Consider the following 21,342-nt stretch of genomic DNA (forward strand, 5'->3'; position numbering starts at 1 on the left):
ACACTGCTCAGTGTAGTTATCACCTCCACCGCTCCCTCCCAGGACGTCTCATGCAGACCCGTACGCTGCGCGCCACCGCCCCGAAGCCCGATTACGCGCACTCCCCACAGCATCAGGCAGGCCGGTTCCGCAACAAGGTGCCCACGCCACCGACCGGGTTGGGCAAGAGCCTGCGGCTGATGTGGACCTTCCTGTTCAACAAGCCGCGCAACACCGTCCCCGATGTCCCGCTGGAGGTCCGGCCGCTGACCCGGGCAGACTTGCTCGCCGCGCCGGATCGCAGTCTGTTCCGCCTCGGCCACTCCACGGTGCTGCTCAAGTTGAAGGGGAGTTTCTGGATCACCGACCCGGTCTTCGCCGAGCGCGCCTCGCCAGTGCAGTGGTTCGGGCCGAAACGCTTTCATGCCCCGCCGATCGCGCTGGAAGATCTGCCGCCGCTCAAGGGCGTGCTGCTCTCGCACAACCATTACGACCATCTGGACCGCGCCACCGTGCGCGCGCTGGCGGCAACCACCGAACACTTCATCGCGCCGCTGGGCGTGGGCGATACCCTGGTGGATTGGGGCGTGCCGGCGCACAAGGTGCAGCAGCTGGACTGGTGGCAATCCGCCCAGGTCGACGGGGTGCGCTTCACTGCCGCGCCCTCACAGCATTTCAGCGGCCGCGGCCTGCGCGACGCCAATGCCACGCTGTGGGCGTCGTGGGCGATCGTGGACGATGACCTGCGGGTGTTCTTCAGTGGCGACTCGGGATATTTCGACGGTTTCAAGGAGATCGGCGAACGGCTCGGGCCGTTCGACCTGACCCTGATGGAAACCGGCGCCTACGACCCGCAGTGGCCGCACGTGCACATGCAGCCCGAGCAGAGCCTGCAGGCGCACCTGGACGTGCGCGGCCGCTGGATGCTGCCGATCCACAACGGCACCTTCGACCTGGCCCTGCACCCGTGGTTCGAGCCGTTCGAGCGCATCAGCGCCCTGGCCGCCGAACGCGGCGTGCCCCTGGCCACGCCAGTGATCGGCGAGCGGTTGGACCTGGGGCAGCCGCATCCCGGTGATGCCTGGTGGCGCGAAGCCGCCGTCGCCGGCTGACGCGCCCGCCGCATTGGCGGTTTTGCTTGGCGTGAAGCCGCCGCGGCATGTGATTCACCCTCTGCACGCTTCGCCCTGCCTAGGCTGACTGCCTGGACAAGGCACATCGTGCGGGAGGGCACATGTCGGCAATGGCTCCAAGATCCGCTTCGCTGTATCGCATGGTGATGGACAAGCACGTCTGCCCCTGGGGCTTGAAGGCGCGTTGGTTGCTCAGGCGCGAGGGTTATCGTGTCGATGATCACTGGCTGCGCACGCGCGAGCAGACCGACGCTTTCAAGGCCGAGCACGGGGTCGAGACCACGCCACAGACCTTCATCGACGGACTGCGCATTGGCGGCTACGACGACCTGCGCCGATGGCTGGGCAAGCCGGTCAAGGATCCGGAGGCGACCAGCTACCGGCCGGTCATCGCGCTCTTCGGCATGGCCGCGGCGATGGCGCTGGCCCTGGGCTGGCTGATCGAGGGCGCGCCCTGGCAGGTCGGCACCCTGGGACGCTTCATCGCGCTGGCCATGTGCCTGCTGGCGGTACAGAAGCTGCAGGACGTCGACGGCTTCGCGACGATGTTCCTCGGATACGACCTGTTGGCGCGGCGTTGGGTGCCTTACGCGTATCTGTTCCCGTTCCTCGAAGCGCTGGCAGGGGTGCTGATGCTGGCGCAGGCGGGCACCTGGCTGGCGGCGCCGGTGGCGATCTTCATCGGGGGGATCGGTTCGGTCTCGGTGTTCTACGCCGTTTATGTGCAGAAGCGCGAGATCAAGTGCGCCTGCGTCGGCGGCGGCTCACGCGTGCCGCTGGGCTTCGTCTCGCTGACCGAAGACCTGATGATGGTCGCCATGGGACTGTGGATGGCGCTGGCATGAGATGTGCGCACCACGAGGGTTCTGCGTGCGGGCCGCTTGGGCGATGATGCGCGCATGAATGCAGCCAACGGCACGGCCGGCGTGGAGCCGCCGGTCCTCAATCGACGCCAGGAACAACTGGTCGCCCTGGTGCGCCAGCAGGGCTATGCCGAGGTGGAGGGGCTGGCGACCCAGTTCGAGGTCACCCCGCAGACCATTCGTCGTGATCTGGCGCTGCTGTGCGAGGCAGGCCTGCTGCGTCGCTACCACGGCGGAGTCAGCCTGCCCTCCAGCGTGGAGAACATGGCCTACACCACGCGCAAGTCGTTGCTGGCCGAACAGAAGCGACGCATCGCCATCGAAGTGGCGCGGCACATTCCCGATGAGGCGTCGTTGTTCATCAATCTGGGCACGACCAACGAGGACGTGGCCGCCGCCCTGATGCAGCATCAGGGGCTGCGGGTGATCACCAACAATCTCAACGTGGCGGTCACCATGAGCGCCAACCCGAGCTTCGAGGTCATCGTCGCCGGCGGCATGGTCCGGGCTCGGGATCAAGGTGTGACCGGCCAGCCGACCATCGACCTGGTGCGCCAGTTCACCGTGGACTACGGGATCATCGGCATTTCCGGCATCGAGCCAGATGGCACCTTGCTGGACTTCGATTTCCAGGAGGTGCGGGTGGCTCAAGCCATCGTCGAGCACTCCCGCCATGTATTCCTGGCCGCCGATTCGAGCAAGCTCGGCCGCAATGCGCTGTGCCGGCTGGGGCCGATTTCGCTGGTGGACGACTGGTTCACCGATCGCGCGCCCCCTGCGGAATTGGCCGAGATCCTGGACCAGGCCGGCACCCGGGTGCATGTGGCGCCGGAGCACTGACACCCTTCTGGCACGCGCGCGTTCAGTTTTCGTTTTTGTACGTTTCGCCTGCGTGAAGTCGGAGCGCTGCGCCGCAGCAGCCCCAGTGAGGGCGTGCGCTTTCCAATAAGACCAAAGCATTAGGCTTAGTTCGGCCCAGGGCGGGCCGCCATCACCAAATGTTCGTATTTGTTCGTTTAAGATCGTCCTTGCTCATTTCCAGCAGGTCATGAGCGCTGTCAGTGCCGGGCGGGTCCGGCGTCGAGGAGTTGGAAGATGGCTGAACGGTTTGATGTGCTGGTGGTGGGTGGCGGGATCAACGGCGCCGGGATTGCCCGCGACGCAGTGGGCCGTGGCCTGTCGGTGTGCCTGTGCGAGCGCGACGACCTGGCCTCCCACACCTCCAGCGCCAGCACCAAGCTGATTCACGGCGGCCTGCGCTATCTGGAGCAGTACGAGTTCCGTCTGGTCGGCAAGGCGCTGGCCGAACGCGAGGTGCTGTTGCGGCTGGCGCCGCACATCATCTGGCCGCTGCGTTTCGTCCTGCCGCACCAGCCGCACCTGCGTCCGGCCTGGATGATCCGCATCGGCATGTTCCTCTACGACCACCTGGGCGGAAAGCGCACGCTGGAAGGTTCCAAGCGCCTGAACCTGCGCACCGACGTGGTCGGCCAACCGCTTCGCGATGAACTCACCACTGGCTTTGCCTATTCCGATGCCTGGGTGCAGGACGCCCGCATGGTGGTCCTCAACGCGATGGATGCCCAGGCCCGCGGCGCCACTGTGCATGTGCGCACCAAGTGCGTCAGTGCGCGACGCCAGGCCGACCATTGGGTGGCCGAACTGGAGAACGCGCGGGGCGAGCGCATCACCGTGGAGGCGACCTCTCTGATCAATGCGGCCGGTCCCTGGGCCGTCAACTTCCTCGATGACGTGGCCACCGGGGTCAAGCACGAATATGCGCTGCGCCTGGTCAAGGGCAGCCACATCGTGGTGCCGAGGATGTTCGATCACGACCATGCCTACATCTTCCAGCAGCCCGACCGCCGCATCGTCTTCGCCATTCCCTACGAGCGCGACTTCACCCTGGTCGGCACCACCGACATGGAATACCACGCCGATCCCTCCCGACCGCAGATCAACCAGGACGAAGTGGATTACCTGTGCGAGGCGGCCAACCGCTACTTCAAGCAGTCCATCACCCCGGCCGACGTGGTGTGGACCTACAGCGGCGTGCGCCCACTGCTGGAGGACGAGGAGGACAACGCCTCGGAGGTCACCCGCGATTACCAGCTCGAGCTGGATGCCAAGGGGGCGCCGCTGCTGAGCGTGTTTGGCGGCAAGCTCACCACCTATCGCAAGCTCGCCGAGGAAGCGGTGGACAAACTGGTCGACCAACTCGGCCGCAAGGCCCCGGCCTGGACGGCGCATGGGGCGCCGCTGCCTGGCGGCGAGATGGCGCCATTCGACGAACGCTTGGCCGGCGTGCGCGCTGCACGGCCCTGGCTGCCGAGCGACATGGCCTGGCGCCTGGTGCGCAACTACGGTGCGCGGGTCGAGGCGATCCTGGGCAAGGCGGCCAGCCTGGACGATCTGGGCGAACATTTCGGCGCCGACCTCTACCAGGCCGAGGTCGATTACCTGCGCGCAAACGAGTGGGTCGTGGAGGCCGAAGATCTGCTATGGCGACGCAGCAAGCTGGGATTGCGCCTGTCCCCAGGCCAGCAGCAGCGCCTGTCCGCCTACCTCTCCACGCAGGTCGCAACGCCTGCGGCCCCCGCGTTCGTCGCAGGCTGAACACGCGTAGCGCGACACCATGCATTCCAGCGCCTGGCCCCCGCCGGGCGGTTTTTCAAGACGTCAACATCGGGAGGTCGATGACATGTGGAGCAAGAGGAGGCGGGCACTGGGCCACGCCGTCATGGAGCCCGCGCCATACCGCGCGGATGTGTGGGATGACAGGCGCGCGGAGGTGCGGGCATGAATCGCCAACTGCTCGGGGAGCTGATCTCCGAAGCCATCGCGGTGTTCATCATCATCGCCTTCGGCGATTCGGTCGCTGCGATGTACGTGCTGTACGACCCCAACCCCTACGCGGGCGGCTACTGGGGCGTGTGTATCGCCTGGGGCCTGGCGGTCACCATCGCGATCTACGTGACCGGTTCGGTCTCCGGGACGCACGCCAACCCGGCGGTGACCCTGGCCTTGGCGCTGTACCGCAAATTCTCCTGGAAGAAAGTGATCCCCTACTGTATCGCCCAGGTCATAGGCGGCCTGGTCGGTGCGGCGATCGTCTACGCGCTCTATGCGCCGGTGATCGACCACTACAACCAGGTCAACCAGCTGACCCGGGAAGCCGGAGGCGCGGCGGGTGTGTTCTTTACCGCGCCAGGCCTGGCGATCACCCCGATGCATGCACTGACCGACCAGATCATCCTGACCGCGTTCCTGATCTTCGGCATCTTCGCCATCACCGAGCAGTACAACGAGGCCGCGCCCACCGCCAATTCCGGTGCGCTGATGATCGGCCTGCTGGTGGCCACCATCGGCGCCTCGATGGGCTACCTGGAGGCCTGGGCGATCAATCCGGCGCGTGATCTGGGCCCGCGCATCTTTGCCTGGTTCGCCGGGTGGGGTCCGTCGGCCTTCCCAGCCGCCGGCAATTACTGGTGGGTGCCCATCGTGGGGCCGCTGATCGGTGGCGTCGTGGGTGGTGCTGCCTACCAGTGGCTGATCTACCCCTTCCTGCCCGCGCGCCAGCGTGCGCTGGAGGAGGCGGCGCAGCAGCGCCAGTCCTGACGCAGGCATCCGCCGCGCCTTTCCACCTTTGATGCCGGCCGGCGCAACCGCGCCGCCGGCCATGAAATACAGGAGTCTTCAATGGACAAGAAATACGTACTGGCCATCGACCAGGGCACCACCAGTTCCCGCGCGATTCTGTTCGACCATGCGGGCGCCATCGCCGGCGTGGCCCAGCGGGAGTTCACCCAGATCTTCCCGCAACCGGGCTGGGTGGAGCACAACCCGCGCGAGATCCTGTCCAGCGTGCTGACCACCATGACCGACGTGTTGACCCAGGCCGACATCGGGGCCGACCAGGTCGCGGCCATCGGCATCACCAACCAGCGCGAGACCACGGTGGTGTGGGACAAGCACACCGGCCAGGCCGTGTACAACGCCATCGTGTGGCAGTCGCGCCAGTCGCAGAGCGTCTGCAAGGAGCTGCGCGAGGCTGGCCACGATGAACTGTTCCGCGAAAAATCCGGCTTGCCGATCGATGCGTATTTCGCAGGGACCAAGCTCAAGTGGATCCTGGACAACGTCGAGGGCGCCCGCGAGAAGGCCGAGAAGGGCGACCTGCTGTTCGGCACCATCGACAGCTGGCTGATCTGGAACCTGTCCGAGGACAAGGCCCACGTCACCGACCTGACCAACGCCGGCCGCACCCAGATGTACGACATCCACACCCTGGAGTGGGACGACCAGCTGCTGGAGATCCTGGGCGTGCCCAAGTCGATGCTGCCCAAGGTGTGTTCGTCGAGCGAGGTCTACACGCATACCGCCGGCCGCCATTTCTTCGGCCAGAAGGTGCCGATCGCCGGGATCGCGGGCGATCAGCAGGCGGCCTTGTTTGGCCAGGCCTGCTACACCCCGGGCATGGTCAAGAACACCTATGGCACGGGGTGTTTCGTGCTGATGAACACCGGTGACAAGGCGGTCAAGTCCAAGAACGGGCTGCTGACCACCATCGCCTGGGGCATCGACGGCAAGGTGGAATACGCACTGGAAGGCAGCATCTTCGTGGCCGGCTCGGCGGTGCAGTGGCTGCGCGACGGGTTGCGCATGTTCGGCAAGGCCTCCGATACCCAGGCCTATGCCGAGCGCGTGCCCGATACCGATGGCGTCTACATGGTGCCGGCCTTCGTCGGCCTGGGCGCCCCGTACTGGGACAGCGACGTGCGCGGTGCGTTCTTCGGCCTGACCCGTGGCACCAGCAAGGAGCACTTCATCCGGGCCACGCTCGAATCGATGGCCTACCAGACCCGCGATGTGGTGACGGCCATGCAGGCCGATGCCGAGCTGGAACTGAAAGAGCTGCGCGTGGACGGCGGGGCGATCATGAACGACTTCCTGGCGCAGTTTCAGGCCGACATCCTGGACGTGGAGGTGATCCGGCCAAAGGTCGCCGAGACCACCGCCCTGGGTGCGGCCTACTTGGCCGGCTTGGCCACGGGCTTCTGGAAGAGCCGCGAGGAGATCGCGGAGAAGTGGGCGATGGATGCGCGCTTTGAGCCGAAGATGCCGGCCGAGGACCGCGAAAAGCGCTATGACGGCTGGAAGAAGGCCGTGCACGCGACGATGGCGTTCAAGGCCGACTGAGTCCGCGCTCGCGAGCCCCGCGGCACCTCGCAACGCCCGGCGCAATGCCGGGCGTTCACCAGACGGCGACCAACGTTTGGAACGGGCGCGCCAACAGCACGCTCTGGGCGTCGAAGTCATGCACGAGCCGTCCATCGACACGCACCGTGGTCGGCTTCCGGCGGCTGGGCCAATAGACCTTCAGCGCGCTGTTCGCCTTCAATCCCTGGCCCAGGGTGATCGTCAGGCGCTGGCCTTCCTGCCGCGCCTGCATCGCCAGCGTGCCGTAGGCGGTGGGCAGGCCGTCCACCTTCAAACCGGGGCCGGCGACCCACGATGGCGGCGTGCCAGGCAACAGCGACAACGCGTCGTCGCCTTCGAACATCAGCATGCCGAACAGGCTGCGTGCGTACTCGGCGCCGATCCAGGTATGCGGCATGTCGCCCAGATAGATCGCGTGGCGCTTGTCCGAGTACACGACCTCGGCCAGCTCCTGCCAGGCGCGCGGTCGCCTGTCGCCGGTGACGTGGCCGAGCATGAACTCGGCATCGGCCGGGCGATCCAGGTGCACGAATGTCAGCACGTTGCGCATCTCGTAGGGCGTATAGGCGTACAGCGCATCGGGGGCGTCGCGTTTGCGTACCTCGGCCAGGTAGCGGTCGAAGGTGTTGGTCAGCGCCTGCATCGGCAGCACGTCCTGCGCGCCGGTCGGGTCCAGCGCGATCGACACGCTCGTCGGGTCATTGCCGCCCTGGTCGGCGTCGGCGGGAACGGTATCGATGCCCTTCCACTGCATCGTCGCGCGGATCGATGCGGCCAGCGAGTCGTGCAGCAGCTTGTACTGCGCGCGCGCCCAGCTTGCCGTGGCGTGGTCGCCCCATTGTTCGGCCAGCCACGCGCCATCGTGCCAGCCGCGCAGCGCCCAGTAATTATCCCAGTAGCTATGGGTCGGCACCGAATAGCCTTCGTGGCTGATCGATGGCGCCAGGATGCCGGCGAAGCGCTCGGGATGAGGGCGATCGGACTGGTAGCCGGGCACCAACGTGCGTTCGCGCAGTTCCTGCAGGAACTTCAAGGCCCGGTTCACCTGCGGCTGATACTCGCGCACGGTCTGCGCACCGCCGTCCAGGCGTGCGATCTCGGCCACCAGCCACAGGTATTCGCCCTGCGCGTCGTATTCCAGGTCCGAGCCGAAGCCGTCGTTGACACTGCCATCGTCGTTGAGGAACGGCGACACCAGGCCGTTGTCGTGCACGGCGTGGGTGCTGTACCAGTGCAGATAATCGCGCGCCGTCTTCGCCATGCCCATGCGCAGCAGAACCACCGCGGTGGCCGAGCCGTCGCGGATGAAGGAACGGTTGTAGTTGCGCGGCCCCGGCTGCATCGCCGGGCCGCTCTGGTTGAGCAGCATGTAGGCGGCCTGCGCGCGCAGCATGTCCACCAGCGAGGGATCGGGCAGCGACAGGCCGATCCTGCCCAGGCGCTGTTCCCACAGCGCGGCCAGCGCATCGGCGAGAGCGTCGAACTTCGCGCCGGCCTGGTCGTCGTTGCCGAGCAGCTCGCCCACGTCCAGCGCGGGCGCGGCGGGCCAGCGCGCGGCCTGCACCGTCTTCGCATCGATCACCTCGTCGCCCAGCGCGAAGGCCAGCACGATGTCGCGCCGCGCGCCCGGCGCCAGGTGCACGCGATAGCCGAACAGCCCGGCGGCCAGGCCTTGCCGATCGCTGGCCTGCTGCGCGTCAGGTGCGCGGCCCGCAGCCGCGAAGCGGGTGATCTCGTCTTCGCCATACGCGCCGAACGCCGCGACGCCGTGCAGATCCGGGGTGGTGGCGCTTTGGAACAGCAACCGTCCGTTCACGCGCATGCCCGCGCCATCGTCGATCGCGATGTCGCGGATCGGCGAGAGCCCGCCGTTCTGCCACGGCGGGCTGACCTGTAGTGGTCGGGTCAGCAGCGACAGCGTGCCTTCGACCGGCGTGTTGCCGGTATTGGTCAGACGATGGCGCACCAGCACCACCGGTGCGCCGTCATGTTCAATCGCGATCGCGCTGCTGGTCAGCGTCAGCCCGGGCTGGGGCGACCATTGCACCTCGGGCATCGGCATCCAGCCGGCACGCAGGCGATGGGTGATCGGCGTGTCCGCGTTCGCCGCGGCCGCCTTGCCGCTGGCGTCGCGCCACACCGGTTGCACCAGCGGCGCGCCCTTGAACGCCTCGAGATTGCCGTACTCGTCGAAGACCGCCTTCTGCCGCCCGGCCGGAATGCCAACCACCGTCCAATACACCTGCTGCATCTGCAGCGATGACGGAAACAGCGCCGCGTCCTTGCCGGTCGCGGCCAGCTGGTAGCGCTTCATCGGGGTCATCACCGCTTTGGGGCCGAGCACGCGCAGACGGGTGACGCTCGGAGGCTTCCCGTCGGCTGCGTGCGTGACCAGGCGCAAGGCAGTCACCGTGCGCGGCGCATCGCCGGCCAGGTAGGACGAGGCGCCGAAAGACTGCGGCTCACGCGCCAGGGGCGACCACGCGCCGGACGCATCGCGGCTTTCCAGTGTGGCGCTGTCCGGCGCCTGGCCCCAGCCTACCTGCAAGCCAGCCACCTCTTGCGGCTGCGGGAACGCGATCTCGACACCGCTGCCATCGCGCCCTCTCCGAAGCGGACGCGCCGGCCCGGTGCTCCACAACGCTGCGGCATCTCGCTTGTCCGCCAGGCCGACGATGCGCGGGGCCTGCGTGGCGCTAAGCGGCTGGAATTCGAAGATGCCCACGCCCCAGTCCGCCGTGCGTGCCGGCGCGGCCAGTCGCAGGTAGCGGGTGCGCACGGCCGGGAACAGCACGAACTCGGTGCCGCCCGGGCTGTCATCGGTGGTGTAGATCGTGCGCCAGGCGCGGCCGTCGTGCGAGGCCTGGATCAGGTACCGATTGGCGTGGCTGGTGTCCCAGGCGATGCGCACGCCGCCGATGTCCGCGACGGCGCCAAGGTCCACCTGCAGCCAGTGCCCGGGCGAGAACGGTCCTCCCCAGCGCGTGGTCAGGTCGCCGTCGAAGGCATTGGCCGAGGCCAGCGCGGGCGTCTCGGTCGCCGAGCTGCTGGCCTGCCACTGACTGCGTGGCGGCAAATCATCGGCGGCTGTCGTCGTCATGCCTGGCGCTGCGATGGCCAGCAGACCAACCAGGACGCCCCGGCGCAGCGCAAGCCGCACCCCCATTGCCTGCATCGCCATGACGCCCTCGCACGTCGCCTTGCCCGGACAGGATCGTGGCAGCGCCGCTGCCCGCCGGCGAGCGGCAGCGCAGCATGGTCATCGGGGGCTTTCCTGAATGCTCTTCGCATGCGGTCGTGCCGCGTAACACAACCACATCAATTGACAGGACGGGGTTGCGCACAATGGCCGGTCACGCAACGCAATGGTTTGGACCTTGGCGGCAGTCGTAAAAGTCGAATGGTGGGACGAGTCGCGCCTGCGCGTGCCCGCCGCGCTGATGAGTCTGGCGATCCTGGCGCTGATGGCCTTGGTCTTGCTGGACACGCCGATGGCCAGGCTGGCGTCCAGTCCTGAGGCCGTGCCGGCCCGCATGCGTCTGGAGTTCGTCGCTCGGCCCGCGTCTTCGGTCCCCGCGGTTCGCGCACCGGAGCGCCCGCAGTCGAAGACGCCTGTGTCTTCCCCGTCTTCTCGCGTGGCCGCTGCGGCCGAGCGTCCGGCGGCGCCGGCCAGGCCCCCCCTTCCTGCGCAACGCGCGCCAGCGACCGAGCCGCCAGCGGTGCGAACGCCCGCGCCGGCGCGCGCTGCGGCGCGGGACGATGCGCTGGCCCGTTCGCTCTATACCCGCGATGGGCAGGCACGCCTCCCCCCCGGCGTGGCCGAGGCACCCGCGGGTGAGCCGGAGGGCAGTCCCCCGGGAATGGCCAACGCGCGCGATGCCGCCAAGGCCAAGCGGGTCCTGGAGCGCCCCAATCCGATCGACTACAAGGAAACACACTTCGAGAAGGACTGGGTCTCCAATGGCACGCTGGGTGACGTGGCCACCCAGAAGATCAATCGCGCGATCTCGGACATGTTCAAGAGCGATCGCAGCCAGGCGACGGCGCGGCCGCCGCCGGACACCCGCTTCAACCCCGCGCTGGCCCAGAACCGGGCGGACCTGGGCAGCGAAGCCACCGGTGACGCCTACAAGGCCGCACCGATCGCCTTCGAGAAAGCCCCGCAGCCACCGGGTGCGGCGGGCAAGGCCATCGGTGCGCAGCTGGCGACGCTGGAGCAGCGCGCGTCCGGCTGCAAGGACCCACGCCGCGACAAGTGGCTGGGCGATGTCCGCAGCAACCTGCAGACCCTGGACCGCAACGAAACCGCGCTGACCCACGGCGCCGACGGGATGCGGGCCAAGTACCTGCTGCCACAGGCCATCGATGCCGCCTACGACCTGTCGCGTCGTGCCGTGTGGTACGCCAACAAGCAGCTCGACGCCTGCGTCCGATAGGACGTGGCGCTTGGGCTGCACGCGGTGCGCACGGCGGGCCGGCTAGGTTGACCAGCCCCCTCCCGCCTGGCGTTGCCATGACCTCCCGCTCCCGTGACGCCGACGATCCACCGGAACGCCGTCTCATCATCGATCCCACCGCCCACGATGACGGCGGCGCCGAACTGACGGGCGAGGAAGAGGACGATGTCGAGGAAGCGAAGCCGCCGCGCGTGGCTTTGCTGCACGAGATCATCCGTCGCCAGGGCCAGGAGGAACTGGACCGCAACCTGGCCGCGTTGGCCTGGTCCTCGTTGGCGGCCGGCCTGAGCATGGGCTTCTCGATGCTCGCCCGCGGCGTGCTGCACGCCCAGCTGCAGGGGCTGCCGGGGGCGTTTCTCATCGAGTGCCTCGGCTATACCTTCGGCTTCCTGGCGGTGATCCTGGCGCGCCAGCAGCTGTTCACCGAAAACACCCTGACCGCCGTGCTGCCACTGATGTCCAAACCCAGCCTGCACCAGCTGGGACGGCTGATGCGTCTGTGGTCGGTGGTGTTCGCCGGCAATATCGTCGGCGTGGCGGTCTTTGCCTGGGGGCTGCTGCATCTGCAGCAGTTCGACGCGCCCACCCATGCGGCCTTCCGCGCGATGGGCGAGGAAGTCCTGCACAACACGCCGTGGCAGATGCTGACCAAGGGCATGCTCGCCGGCTGGGTGATCGCGATGATGGTGTGGATGCTGGCGGGGATCGAGCAGTCGCGCGTGTCGGTGATCCTGATCAGCACCTACGTGATCGCCATCGGCGGTTTCACCCACATCATCGTCGGCTCTGCCGAAGTGCTCTACCTGGTGTTCGACGGGCATGCCAGCGTGGGGGACTACGTCCTCCATTTCGCCTTGCCGACCCTGGCCGGCAACATCATCGGCGGCAGTGGCATCTTCGCCTTGATCAGCCACGCCCAGGTCCGCAGCGACGGCGATTGAGCCGTCGCCATGGGCGGTTTCACTCAGCTGGCCGGGAACAGCCTGGCCAACTGTGCGACGGCCGCATCGGTCGTCGCGCGGCTGACCGTGGTGTCGGCGTTGTTGAAGTCGCCGGGCATCTGCGCCTGGACCAGGATGCCGTCGCGGCGGGGCACCACGTTGAGGTTGTGCCCGCGCCAGTACAGGCCGTAGTCGACCTCCGGCTGCGGGATCAGCCGTGCGGTCTGTCCACGCACCGGGATGATGCTGGCATCGCCCAGCAGGTCCCGCGCGCCATAGCCGGTGCAGTTGAACAAGGTCTTCTCGCGCAGGTCGGCGAACTGGCGCGGGCTTTCGAATACGCGCGCGTGCAGTTCGCCCCCATCCTGCAGGAAGTCGTCCATCAGCATCCGTCCGTACGCGGCCAGGTTGAACACCATGTTGGTGTAGCGACGCGCATACGGGACCGGGAAGGGATGCTGCGCTGCCGACAGGGGCTGCGAGTGCGGGCGCAGGTCGTCGATCAGGTCGGACTCCAGCGACGGGTAGTCCGGCTCGTCGTCCTCGCCACCGCCGCCGGCCGGCTGGTTGAACGGCACGTCGGACAGTGCATAGCTGTCGCGCCATTCCACCGGGTCGCCGGGCAGTCCGAGCATGCGCTGGTACTGGGCGAAGGAGCCGCGCGCCATCTGGTTCCAGAGCGCACGGAACTGCGGCGTCGCGTGTTCGGTCGTGCAGATGCGTGAGTCCGGCGACCACACGCCGGTGGCCAGGTAAGATCGGGTGAGCGGCAGCCGCTCCTTGGCGTAGATCCTCACCTTCATCCCCGCGCGCTGGGCCACCCGCGCGGTGGTCAGGCCGATGGCGCCACAGCCGATCACCGCGACCTCGGTTTCCCCAGTGGCCTGCGCCAGGGCCACGGCCCGCTCGGCCGAGCCCCACGACAGCGACCAGCCGCTACCGCCATGGCCGTAGTGATGGATCACCGTGCGTCGGCCCATGCGTTCGGCCTCGATGCGCGGGCCCTGGGCGCGGAACGGCCGCGTGCACACGGTGACCGAGATGACCCGGTCGGCACTGGCGCGGATCGGCGCCAGCGGTTTGGGCTCGGCGAAGGGCTGCTGTCCCAAGGCCGGTGCCTGGACGGGCGCTGGCATGCTGCGGGGCGTCTGGGCCAGCAGGCCGCCGGAGGAGGCGACCGCGGCCAGGGCGCCGGCCTGGCGCAGGAAATGACGTCGTTGCATGAGGTTCCTTATGGATTGGGAGATCAGTCGGCGACCACGGTGGCCAGATCCTTGGTTGTGCTCAGCGCGGGATCGGCGTGGGCGAAGATCCGGCGTGGGATCTCTTCCGGTTGCGCGCTGTTGGGCGGGCTCATCCATCGCCGCACGTCGGACGTCAGCGTCTGGATGAGGGCGGCGTTGCGCTGAATTGCCAGCGCGATCGGCAGACCGCACGTCGGGACGGCCACGCGCTCCACGTCCCCATCGGTGGCCTCCGGCAGGCGGTGGAGCCCGCGTTGGCGCGTGGCTGCATCGATGAGGGCGGAAGACGCGGGCGTCATGAGGGCTCAGGCGATGGGACGATCCCCAAGCTTACGTGCCCATTCGGAGCGGGTGTGGCGTTGCCTTCAGGGGACGGCCGCATCAACGACGCGGCGGGGGACGCGGCGGGCGGCGCGGCCCGTACCAGAAGGCCAAGCGCTCGCGCGAGTGCAGCAGGCTCCTTCCATGCCGCGCGAGGGCGGCGAAGAGCTTCAGATGTTCCCAGGCACTGAAGCTGTGCAGCTTGCGGGCCGAGGTCCACACAGGGGCGCGGAGCAGGACAAAGCGGCCCTGTCGCGCCAGTGCGCGGCTCATGGCCACGTCCTCGCCCGCATAGAAGCGCAGGTCGAACCCGCCCGTCGCGTCGAAGGCACGTCGCGAGCAGAACAGGAAGCAGCCCGGCGCGATCCTGCCCAGCCGCAGCAAGGTGCCGAAGAAGGCTTCGCCGAGGCGTGCATGCCAGGCCACGGGACGCTGCAGGCGCACCCGGGCGCCGCCGCCGCTGGCGCCGGCCTCCAGCGCCCGCAGCGCCGCCTGCAGGACGGCGGCATCGACATGCGTATCGGCATCGATGAAGCACAGCCTGGGCGCCCTGGCGATCGTGGCCCCGGCATTGCGGGCCGCCGCGATGTGGCGCGCGTCGACCGAGACCACCTGGGCACCCGCCGCGGTCGCCACCGCGGCGGTGGTGTCGGTGGAGGCATCATCGACCACGATGACCTCGGCCTGGATCGCGGCCGTCCGCAAGGCGGTGAACAGGTGCGCCAGGGTCGCAGGCAACTGCTCGGCTTCGTCATGGGCCGGGATGACGATCGACAGCGTCGGGTGTCCGGCCGATGGGGGCGCGGGGACGGGGTCGTGAGCGTTCATCGACAAGCCGGGCTTGGCCCACACAGCACGACGCCGGGCGAACCCGGCGTCGGCATGGCTGTAGCGGCCGCGGGACGATTCAGTCGACCGTCCCGAGTTCGGTCAGTTCGCGCGCAATCTCGGCGTGGCGACGCTGCCGGCCCATCTCGCGCATGATGCGAATGTCCTCGTGGCGCAGTGGGCGACGGGCGGTCACGCGTTGTTTGTACTCGAGGACCTCCGGGTAGCGGCGCGCCATGTCCAGGGCCTCCTGGATCTGTTCGACCGAATCGCTCTCGGAGGTCACCGGTTCACGACTGGCGAAGGCGGTGACCCAGCGTGCGAAGCCGGCCTTCTGGTCGAAGACCTGGGCGATCAACCACAGCACGAACAACATGGCCACCCAGATCAGCAGGACCAGCACGATCTTGGGGAAACTGGGGTTGTAGCTGTGCTCCCACAGGTTGTCGGCGATGATCGCCAACGCGGTCAGTGAGGCCCCCAGCCACACGATCACCGAGCCGGCCAGCCATTGGGACTTGGCGGTGTCCAGCATGTGGACCTCGTGCTCGATGCCGCGATCGCTCTTGGTCAGCCAGTAGGCCGCCTGTTCCTGGAGCGGCTTGCGATGCAACTCGTTGTCCGAGAGCAACAGGTTCAAACCCTTGAAAAGATTGCTCATCTACGAATCCTCTTGTGGAACGGTGGCCAGATGGAAGTGCCGCCGTGCAAGGCCAGCATAGGCCGGGGGCGTGCGAAGTTTCCGTGAGACGAAGGTCGAAGATGAATGCCTATTTGGCGGGCGGATGCTGCTTTGCAGCATTCTTCACGTCGGCCTAAGCTGCCTGAGACGAAAGTCGAATCCGCCTCCACCCCCACGGAAGCTCCCCCCATGAATCGACAGACCGATCGGCGTGAAGACGCCGCCTGCATCATCGTCAATATCGGACGCGAGCGTGCGTTCTGGAAAGGTCATTACATGGCGCTGCCCGGCTGCGGCCCCGGCATCGAGTTCGAAGCCTTCTGGCCGCTGCTCGTGCGTGCCTATGACATCTATCTCCACCATCCGCATGCCGGGCGGGAAGTCGGCGCGGTGCTCTACGCCAACTCGCCCGAGGTGATCGAACAGCAGCTAGAGATGTCTATGGCCGGGCGCATCTTCGGCCGGGTCATGGACCGGATTCAGCAGGCCACGACCCGTCTGCAATACGCCGGCGCGATGCATGCCTGAGCGTCGGCAGGCCCGCGTCGGCAACGAATCGTTAGTGGATCATGAAAGTGTGACGTCGGTCAGATAAGGCTGGCGGTTTAACGAAAAAAATACGCCCGCGTTGACGTGGACCGTACAACTGCGCTGCAAGCCTGTTCGGGTTGATCACCCCCGCAATGGACCACGCAACGCATGAACTATTTGTCAGAAGACAACGACCGCGCCGTCCTGATCGATATCGATCGGGAGCGCGAGTACTGGCGCCGGCACTATGAGCGCATGCCGCGCGCCGGACAGCACCGCTCTTTTGAACTGTATTGGCCGGCGCTGTCCAGCGCCTATGACGTCTACCTCAACCATCCCCATACCGACCAGGACACTGGCTCGGCCCTGTATGCCAACTCGCAGGCGGTGCGCTCGCGCGGCCTGACGCTCGAAGAGGCCCGCGCGATCTACGCCGAGGTCTGGCAGCGCATCAAGGGCTGAGCGCCGCCCACTGGCACGGCTTTCCAGGGCGCCCGCATGGGCGCCCTGCTTCGTTTGGACCAGGGGATGACATGCGTCGCCGCGGACCACGCCGCTACGATGCTCCCATGACCGTGATGCAAACCTTGGTCCGCCCCGTCACCGCGCCCTTGCGCAGGTGGGTGCTGGGGGCGTTTCCGCGCGGGCAGTCCGGCCTGGACTACGACCATCCGGCCGGTGATCCCGGCTGGTTTGGCCCGGACAGCGTGACCTGGCGCATCCACGCTGACTTTCCCGGCATGCTCTCAGGCGGCCTGTCCGCGTTGATGCTGCAGGCGCTGCATCCGCGTGCGCTGGCCGGCGTCTACGACCATTCGAATTTCCGCGAGGATCTGGTCGGCCGGCTGCGGCGGACCACGGCCTTCGTGGCTGGAACCACGTATGCGGCAAGCGCACAGGTCGATCCCTTGGTGGAGCGGGTCCGCGCCATCCATCGTCGGGTGCGCGGACGGACACCGGACGGGATGGTGTATGCCGCCGATGATCCGGAACTGCTGACCTGGGTCCATGTCACCGAGGCCCATGGGTTCCTGCGGGGCTATCGCACCTACTGCCAAGCCGTTCCGGATCCGATGGCCGACCGCTACTACGACGAGGTTCGGCGTGTCGCCGAGGCGCTGGGCGCACGTGAGGTGCCTGCTTCGCAGGCCCAGGTCGAGGCCTATTTCGATCGCGTGCGGCCGCAGCTGCGCTTCGACGCGCGCTCGCGCGAGGTGATGGACGTATTGGCACAGATCCGTCTCCCGGTGCCGGTGGCCGGCCTGTCTCGCAATCTGTTCCTAGGGGCCGCCACGGCCTTGCTGCCTGCGTGGGCCACCCCGCTGCTGGGAATCGGGGCAAGGCGCCAGGCGCAGGCGCGCCTGGCCTCGGTCGCCCTGCGCGGCATGGCGCCCCTGTTCGCCCTGGCCTTGCGTGATGGCGTGTCGGCCCGTGCCTGCGCGCGCATGGGTCTTCCGGCGGCCCACCTGCGGCAGTGGCCCGCGCCATGCCTCACGTGAGGGGCGTGCCATGCAAGCCGGCGTCCGGGTCGCTGCGGGCGCTTGCCACGCTGGGGCCACAAGCGGGTATGCTCGGGCTCGACCCGCTTGCCTTGGGGATTAGGGCAGGAGAGGTCCGGGCTTCCTAACAAGGGGGGGAAGCGGGAAATCCCGTCCGCGCACGCCAACATGGATCGTCCAGACTCAATCCGTCGACCGCTTCGGTCCGTCATGCAGGCCAGGACGGTGCTGGTGTTCGGCTTGTTGCTGGCCATCGCCCTGGCCGTGGTCCTGGGCTACTGGGTCACCGACGACCGTCACAATCGCCTGGGCGCGGCACAACGCCAGAGCGATACCCTGGTCACCGGCATCGAGCGTGTCTTGACCGCCGAACTGCGCAACATCGAGCGCGCCATGCAGGGGATCTGCGAGGATGCGCGCGAGCTGATGGAGCGCGTCCCGGCCCAGGCGCCGAACCTGATCGGTCAGTCCATCGACGGGGTGGTATCCCGCCACCAGGAAATCCAGAGCATTGTCCTGGTGGACGATCGTGGCGTGGCACTGACCGAAGGCCAGGGGGAGCCCGACTTCGCGCACTGGATCGGCGGCGCACCGCACGGGAAGGAAGGCAGGCTGCGCTTCGGGTCGTTGCGCCTGGTCGATGGCAAGCGTTGGGTCCTGCCCCTGGCCCTGCCGCTGGCCCCGGTCGGCAGCGGGAGCCATCACTGGATCGTCGCTCGACTGTACCTGGATGAGCTGCAGGCCATGGTCGAGGGGCTGGATACCGGCCGCGATGGCATCGTCAGCGTGGTCGGCCCCGGCAACATCCTGATGGCGCGGACCCGTCGCGCCGGGCGCTCGCTGGTGGGCACGCCGGTGGTCGGTCCCACGCCGCAGGAGCTGAGAGGGGACGGCATCGTCGAGCGCACCAGCCAGATCGATGGCGTTCGCCGCATTGTCGCGGTGCGTGCGCTCGAACATTACCCTCTACAGGTCTGGTCCGGGCTGTCGGTACGCGAGGTGCTCGCGCCGTGGCATCGCTTTCTGGTCATCGCGATCGTGCTGTACCTGCTCTATTGGACGATGCTGCTGGTCCTGGTGCGGGTGGTGCGGCGCGCCGACCGCGACCAGCGCCGCGTGCTGGAGCAACTCCAGCGCAACAGCGAGCACCTGCGCCTGGCGCAGAACACCGGCAAGGTCGGCGCGTGGGCGATGGAGGAGGGCAGCCACCATCTGGTCTGGGGTGGCGACATCGCGCGGCTGTTCGGCCTTGGCGAGACGCAGGAGGTGTCGCTGCGGATTTTCCATCGCCACGTCCATGCGAGCGACCGGGCGATGCTGGCGCGCCGGTTCACCGCGGCCTGGCGCAGCCGCAGCGCATTTTCCAGCGAGTTCCGGCTCATGGACGCCAGTGGCGGCGAGCGCTGGGTGGTCGGGCGCGGCGGCGTGGTCGAGGACCAGGCCGGACGCCTGCGCATGACCGGCACCCTGGTGGACATCAGTGAGCGCATGGAGGCGATGTCCCGGGTCACCGATGCCGAGCGCCAGTTCCGCCTGATCTTCGACCGCAACCCGCTGCCATTCTGGGTGCATGACGCGCGCACCCTGCGGTTCCTGGAGGTCAACCGCGCCGCGACCCTGCAATACGGGTTCAGCCGCGAGGAATTTCTCACCATGCAGCTGGGCGATGTGTGTCCGGCTGGCCTGGCGGGCGCCAGCGGGATGGTGCAGGGCGCGGCGGCCGGCTTCGAGGACGCGCAGGTGTCCCAGCATCGTCGCAAGGATGGCTCCACCCTGCAGGCGCGCGTGTATGGCAGCGAGATCCGCTTCGGTGGCCATGACGCGCGTCTGGTCCTGTCCGAGGACGTGTCCGAGCGGCTCGAGTACGAACGGGAACTGGCCTACCGGGCGCGGCATGACCAGACCACCGGCCTGGCCAATGTCCAGACCCTGACCGACGAGCTGGACCAGGGCCAGCATCCCGGCTACCAGGTCGTCTACCTGCAGCTGCGCGGCCTACAGCCGATCCGTGATTCGCTGGGCCGCGAGACCGCCGACAACGTATTGCGCACGCTGGCCGCGCGCCTGCAGCAATGGGCCGACGACTACGGGCTGGCCGCGCACCAGCCGGACGAGGATTTCGTGCTGGCCATTCTCAATCCGGCGATGTCCGCCGCTGCGTTGCAGGCAGCCATCGAGGCCGTGCGCGAGCCGTTCAGCGACAGCGATGGGTCGATGCAGCGCCTGGACGCGCGTTTCGGCCTGGCCGAGGACGACGGCAGCGGCCTGCGCGCCGAGCGGATCATGGACAACGCCGCCCTGGCGGCGCATGCGTTGGAATCCAACGCCTTCGAGATCTCCCGCTACGACGGGGCCATCGCGCGACGCTACGAAGAGCGCCTGCGCATGGCCGCGCGGCTGCGCACGGCGATCGAGCAGAACGAGTTCGAACTGCATTTCCAGCCGATCGTGCGGACCTGCGATGGCAGCGTCGCGGCGCTGGAAGCCCTGGTGCGCTGGCCGCAGCGCGACGGCTCGCAGATTCCGCCGGGGGATTTCATTCCGCTGTGCGAGGACACGGGCCTGATCGTGCCGTTGGGCAACTGGATCCTGCGCCGGGCCGCCCAGGCCCAGGCCTGGCTGATGCGCCAGGGCTGCGACGATCTATCGGTGGCGGTGAACGTGTCCGCGGTACAGATGCTGCAGGCCGACCTGCCGGCCGAACTGGAGGCCGCGTGCGCGCAGGCCGGCATCACGCCAGATCGCCTGCACGTGGAGCTGACCGAATCGGTGGTGATGAGCCGCCCCGAGCAGGGCATGACGGCCATGCAGCGGCTGCGCGATGCAGGCGTGTGCATCTCGCTGGACGATTTCGGCACGGGCTTTTCCTCGATGTCCTATCTGCGCCACCTGCCGCTGAGCTCGATCAAGCTGGATCGGGCCTTCGTGCAGGACGTGGACCGCGACGCGCGCAATGCCAGCATCTGCAGCGCGCTGCTGACGCTGGGCCACAGCCTGGGCCTGGTGATGGTGGCCGAGGGCGTCGAGCGCCCCGAGGAGCTGGAGTGGCTGCGTCGCCACGGTTGCGATCAGGTGCAGGGCTTCCTGCTCGGTCGGCCGCAGCCCCTGGAACAGATCCTGCGGCGCGTGCAAGGCGTTCTGGCGCCCTAGGCGGGCCGATCCGTTGGACGACCGCACCGCGACATCAGCGCCGCGGTGTCGGATCGTCGGGCAACGGGGTCTGGCGCGCCGCCAGCGCATGCGCCTGCTGCAGGGCGTCCAGACGCGCCAATGCACGGTCCAGTGGCAACGCGAGCGCATCGCTGGTCCGCATGTGGGCGCGCAGCTGTGCAGGATCCCCCAGCGCGCCCTGGACGACGAAGGCGTACTCGCCCTCGGCGACCTGCCCATTGCGATGGGACAGCAGCACATGATCGACTTGGCTCAGCCCCTGCTCGTGCGCCAGTACCGCCAGCGCCGCGGCCAGCCGCGCGCTGGCGTCGTCGAATGGACGCCCCAGACCGGCCTCGAGTGCCTGCACGCCGGCCACGCATTGCTGGTGAAGGGCATCGACGGGCGCGGCGGGCGTCTGGGACATGGCATCAGCGTCTTGGGGGGAACCGGGCAAAGCATGACCGCGCGGCGCTGAGCGCGCGATGATCGCG

18 protein-coding genes are annotated in these 21,342 nt (G+C 67.9%); 12 read left to right on the top strand and 6 right to left on the bottom strand.

All coding sequences use genetic code 11. The features are described from left to right. Positions 1–50: 50 nt before the first annotated feature. The 6 genes from PJ250_RS10500 (at position 51) to glpK (ending at position 7,174) form a co-directional block, all read left to right on the top strand. Positions 51–1,091: an MBL fold metallo-hydrolase gene (locus PJ250_RS10500; RefSeq protein WP_271644473.1), complete on the top strand. Its 1,041-nt coding sequence runs from the start codon at positions 51–53 to the stop codon at positions 1,089–1,091. A 131-nt stretch (positions 1,092–1,222) separates the two neighbouring features. Continuing rightward, positions 1,223–1,957, top strand: coding sequence for a MauE/DoxX family redox-associated membrane protein (locus tag PJ250_RS10505; RefSeq protein ID WP_271644474.1), 735 nt, complete (start codon positions 1,223–1,225; stop codon positions 1,955–1,957). 54 nt (positions 1,958–2,011) lie between these two features. Further along, the gene (locus tag PJ250_RS10510; RefSeq protein ID WP_271644475.1) at positions 2,012–2,815 is read left to right on the top strand and encodes a DeoR/GlpR family DNA-binding transcription regulator; all 804 of its coding nucleotides are present in this window, start codon (positions 2,012–2,014) and stop codon (positions 2,813–2,815) included. 255 nt (positions 2,816–3,070) lie between these two features. Continuing rightward, positions 3,071–4,591, top strand: a complete 1,521-nt coding sequence (gene glpD, locus PJ250_RS10515; RefSeq protein WP_271644476.1) for a glycerol-3-phosphate dehydrogenase — start codon at positions 3,071–3,073, stop codon at positions 4,589–4,591. Between the two features lie 183 nt (positions 4,592–4,774). Continuing rightward, positions 4,775–5,593 carry an MIP/aquaporin family protein gene (locus PJ250_RS10520; protein ID WP_271644477.1) on the top strand — a complete coding sequence of 273 codons (819 nt, stop codon included), beginning with the start codon at positions 4,775–4,777 and terminating at the stop codon, positions 5,591–5,593. An 81-nt stretch (positions 5,594–5,674) separates the two neighbouring features. After that, complete coding sequence (gene glpK, locus PJ250_RS10525; protein WP_271644478.1) at positions 5,675–7,174, top strand: glycerol kinase GlpK; 1,500 nt, start codon at positions 5,675–5,677, stop codon at positions 7,172–7,174. 55 nt (positions 7,175–7,229) lie between these two features. Here glpK and PJ250_RS10530 read toward each other — a convergent pair whose 3' ends face one another. Beyond that, positions 7,230–10,295 carry a discoidin domain-containing protein gene (locus tag PJ250_RS10530; protein WP_271648597.1) on the bottom strand — a complete coding sequence of 1,022 codons (3,066 nt, stop codon included), beginning with the start codon at positions 10,293–10,295 and terminating at the stop codon, positions 7,230–7,232. A 277-nt stretch (positions 10,296–10,572) separates the two neighbouring features. On the opposite strand from PJ250_RS10530, the gene PJ250_RS10535 reads away from it, so the two are divergent. Then, the gene (locus tag PJ250_RS10535) at positions 10,573–11,631 is read left to right on the top strand and encodes a hypothetical protein (protein WP_271644479.1); all 1,059 of its coding nucleotides are present in this window, start codon (positions 10,573–10,575) and stop codon (positions 11,629–11,631) included. A gap of 77 nt (positions 11,632–11,708) precedes the next feature. Next, positions 11,709–12,593: a formate/nitrite transporter family protein gene (locus tag PJ250_RS10540; protein ID WP_271644480.1), complete on the top strand. Its 885-nt coding sequence runs from the start codon at positions 11,709–11,711 to the stop codon at positions 12,591–12,593. Between the two features lie 23 nt (positions 12,594–12,616). On the opposite strand, the gene PJ250_RS10545 is transcribed toward PJ250_RS10540, so the two are convergent. The 4 genes from PJ250_RS10545 to PJ250_RS10560 all read right to left on the bottom strand — a co-directional run bounded on the left by PJ250_RS10545 (position 12,617) and on the right by PJ250_RS10560 (position 15,647). Then, complete coding sequence (locus PJ250_RS10545; protein ID WP_271644482.1) at positions 12,617–13,816, bottom strand: FAD-dependent oxidoreductase; 1,200 nt, start codon at positions 13,814–13,816, stop codon at positions 12,617–12,619. A 23-nt stretch (positions 13,817–13,839) separates the two neighbouring features. Next, positions 13,840–14,136 carry a hypothetical protein gene (locus tag PJ250_RS10550; protein WP_271644483.1) on the bottom strand — a complete coding sequence of 99 codons (297 nt, stop codon included), beginning with the start codon at positions 14,134–14,136 and terminating at the stop codon, positions 13,840–13,842. Between the two features lie 82 nt (positions 14,137–14,218). Further along, positions 14,219–14,986, bottom strand: a complete 768-nt coding sequence (locus PJ250_RS10555; RefSeq protein WP_271644484.1) for a glycosyltransferase — start codon at positions 14,984–14,986, stop codon at positions 14,219–14,221. 79 nt (positions 14,987–15,065) lie between these two features. Further along, on the bottom strand, positions 15,066–15,647 hold the full coding sequence (locus PJ250_RS10560) for a hypothetical protein (RefSeq protein ID WP_271644485.1): 582 nt from the start codon (positions 15,645–15,647) through the stop codon (positions 15,066–15,068). A gap of 210 nt (positions 15,648–15,857) precedes the next feature. Here PJ250_RS10560 and PJ250_RS10565 point away from each other — a divergent pair, with 210 nt between their 5' ends. The 4 genes from PJ250_RS10565 to PJ250_RS10580 all read left to right on the top strand — a co-directional run bounded on the left by PJ250_RS10565 (position 15,858) and on the right by PJ250_RS10580 (position 20,848). Next, a complete protein-coding gene (locus PJ250_RS10565) occupies positions 15,858–16,196 on the top strand; it encodes a hypothetical protein (protein ID WP_271644487.1) in 339 nt (112 codons plus the stop codon). A 171-nt stretch (positions 16,197–16,367) separates the two neighbouring features. After that, positions 16,368–16,661 carry a hypothetical protein gene (locus PJ250_RS10570; RefSeq protein WP_271644488.1) on the top strand — a complete coding sequence of 98 codons (294 nt, stop codon included), beginning with the start codon at positions 16,368–16,370 and terminating at the stop codon, positions 16,659–16,661. 107 nt (positions 16,662–16,768) lie between these two features. Further along, positions 16,769–17,698: an oxygenase MpaB family protein gene (locus PJ250_RS10575; protein WP_271644489.1), complete on the top strand. Its 930-nt coding sequence runs from the start codon at positions 16,769–16,771 to the stop codon at positions 17,696–17,698. Between the two features lie 210 nt (positions 17,699–17,908). Continuing rightward, complete coding sequence (locus PJ250_RS10580; protein ID WP_271644490.1) at positions 17,909–20,848, top strand: bifunctional diguanylate cyclase/phosphodiesterase; 2,940 nt, start codon at positions 17,909–17,911, stop codon at positions 20,846–20,848. A gap of 34 nt (positions 20,849–20,882) precedes the next feature. Here PJ250_RS10580 and PJ250_RS10585 read toward each other — a convergent pair whose 3' ends face one another. Further along, positions 20,883–21,275, bottom strand: coding sequence for an XVIPCD domain-containing protein (locus PJ250_RS10585; RefSeq protein ID WP_271644492.1), 393 nt, complete (start codon positions 21,273–21,275; stop codon positions 20,883–20,885). Positions 21,276–21,342: the final 67 nt, after the last annotated feature.

Origin of the sequence: Pseudoxanthomonas sp. JBR18 (assembly GCF_028198165.1) — a bacterium.
Lineage (GTDB): Bacteria > Pseudomonadota > Gammaproteobacteria > Xanthomonadales > Xanthomonadaceae > Pseudoxanthomonas_A.

What these genes read in the sequence shown, in the direction of transcription:
- PJ250_RS10505 (WP_271644474.1), top strand. Translation starts at nt 1,223, where the DNA reads ATGGCTCCAAGATCCGCTTCGCTGTATCGCATGGTGATGGACAAGCAC.
- PJ250_RS10520 (WP_271644477.1), top strand. Translation starts at nt 4,775, where the DNA reads ATGAATCGCCAACTGCTCGGGGAGCTGATCTCCGAAGCCATCGCGGTG.
- PJ250_RS10555 (WP_271644484.1), bottom strand. Translation starts at nt 14,986, where the DNA reads ATGAACGCTCACGACCCCGTCCCCGCGCCCCCATCGGCCGGACACCCG.
- PJ250_RS10500 (WP_271644473.1), top strand. Translation starts at nt 51, where the DNA reads ATGCAGACCCGTACGCTGCGCGCCACCGCCCCGAAGCCCGATTACGCG.
- PJ250_RS10575 (WP_271644489.1), top strand. Translation starts at nt 16,769, where the DNA reads ATGACCGTGATGCAAACCTTGGTCCGCCCCGTCACCGCGCCCTTGCGC.
- PJ250_RS10540 (WP_271644480.1), top strand. Translation starts at nt 11,709, where the DNA reads ATGACCTCCCGCTCCCGTGACGCCGACGATCCACCGGAACGCCGTCTC.
- PJ250_RS10585 (WP_271644492.1), bottom strand. Translation starts at nt 21,275, where the DNA reads ATGTCCCAGACGCCCGCCGCGCCCGTCGATGCCCTTCACCAGCAATGC.
- PJ250_RS10580 (WP_271644490.1), top strand. Translation starts at nt 17,909, where the DNA reads ATGCAGGCCAGGACGGTGCTGGTGTTCGGCTTGTTGCTGGCCATCGCC.
- glpD (WP_271644476.1), top strand. Translation starts at nt 3,071, where the DNA reads ATGGCTGAACGGTTTGATGTGCTGGTGGTGGGTGGCGGGATCAACGGC.
- PJ250_RS10545 (WP_271644482.1), bottom strand. Translation starts at nt 13,816, where the DNA reads ATGCAACGACGTCATTTCCTGCGCCAGGCCGGCGCCCTGGCCGCGGTC.
- PJ250_RS10570 (WP_271644488.1), top strand. Translation starts at nt 16,368, where the DNA reads ATGAACTATTTGTCAGAAGACAACGACCGCGCCGTCCTGATCGATATC.
- PJ250_RS10565 (WP_271644487.1), top strand. Translation starts at nt 15,858, where the DNA reads ATGAATCGACAGACCGATCGGCGTGAAGACGCCGCCTGCATCATCGTC.
- glpK (WP_271644478.1), top strand. Translation starts at nt 5,675, where the DNA reads ATGGACAAGAAATACGTACTGGCCATCGACCAGGGCACCACCAGTTCC.
- PJ250_RS10510 (WP_271644475.1), top strand. Translation starts at nt 2,012, where the DNA reads ATGAATGCAGCCAACGGCACGGCCGGCGTGGAGCCGCCGGTCCTCAAT.
- PJ250_RS10530 (WP_271648597.1), bottom strand. Translation starts at nt 10,295, where the DNA reads ATGACGACGACAGCCGCCGATGATTTGCCGCCACGCAGTCAGTGGCAG.
- PJ250_RS10550 (WP_271644483.1), bottom strand. Translation starts at nt 14,136, where the DNA reads ATGACGCCCGCGTCTTCCGCCCTCATCGATGCAGCCACGCGCCAACGC.
- PJ250_RS10560 (WP_271644485.1), bottom strand. Translation starts at nt 15,647, where the DNA reads ATGAGCAATCTTTTCAAGGGTTTGAACCTGTTGCTCTCGGACAACGAG.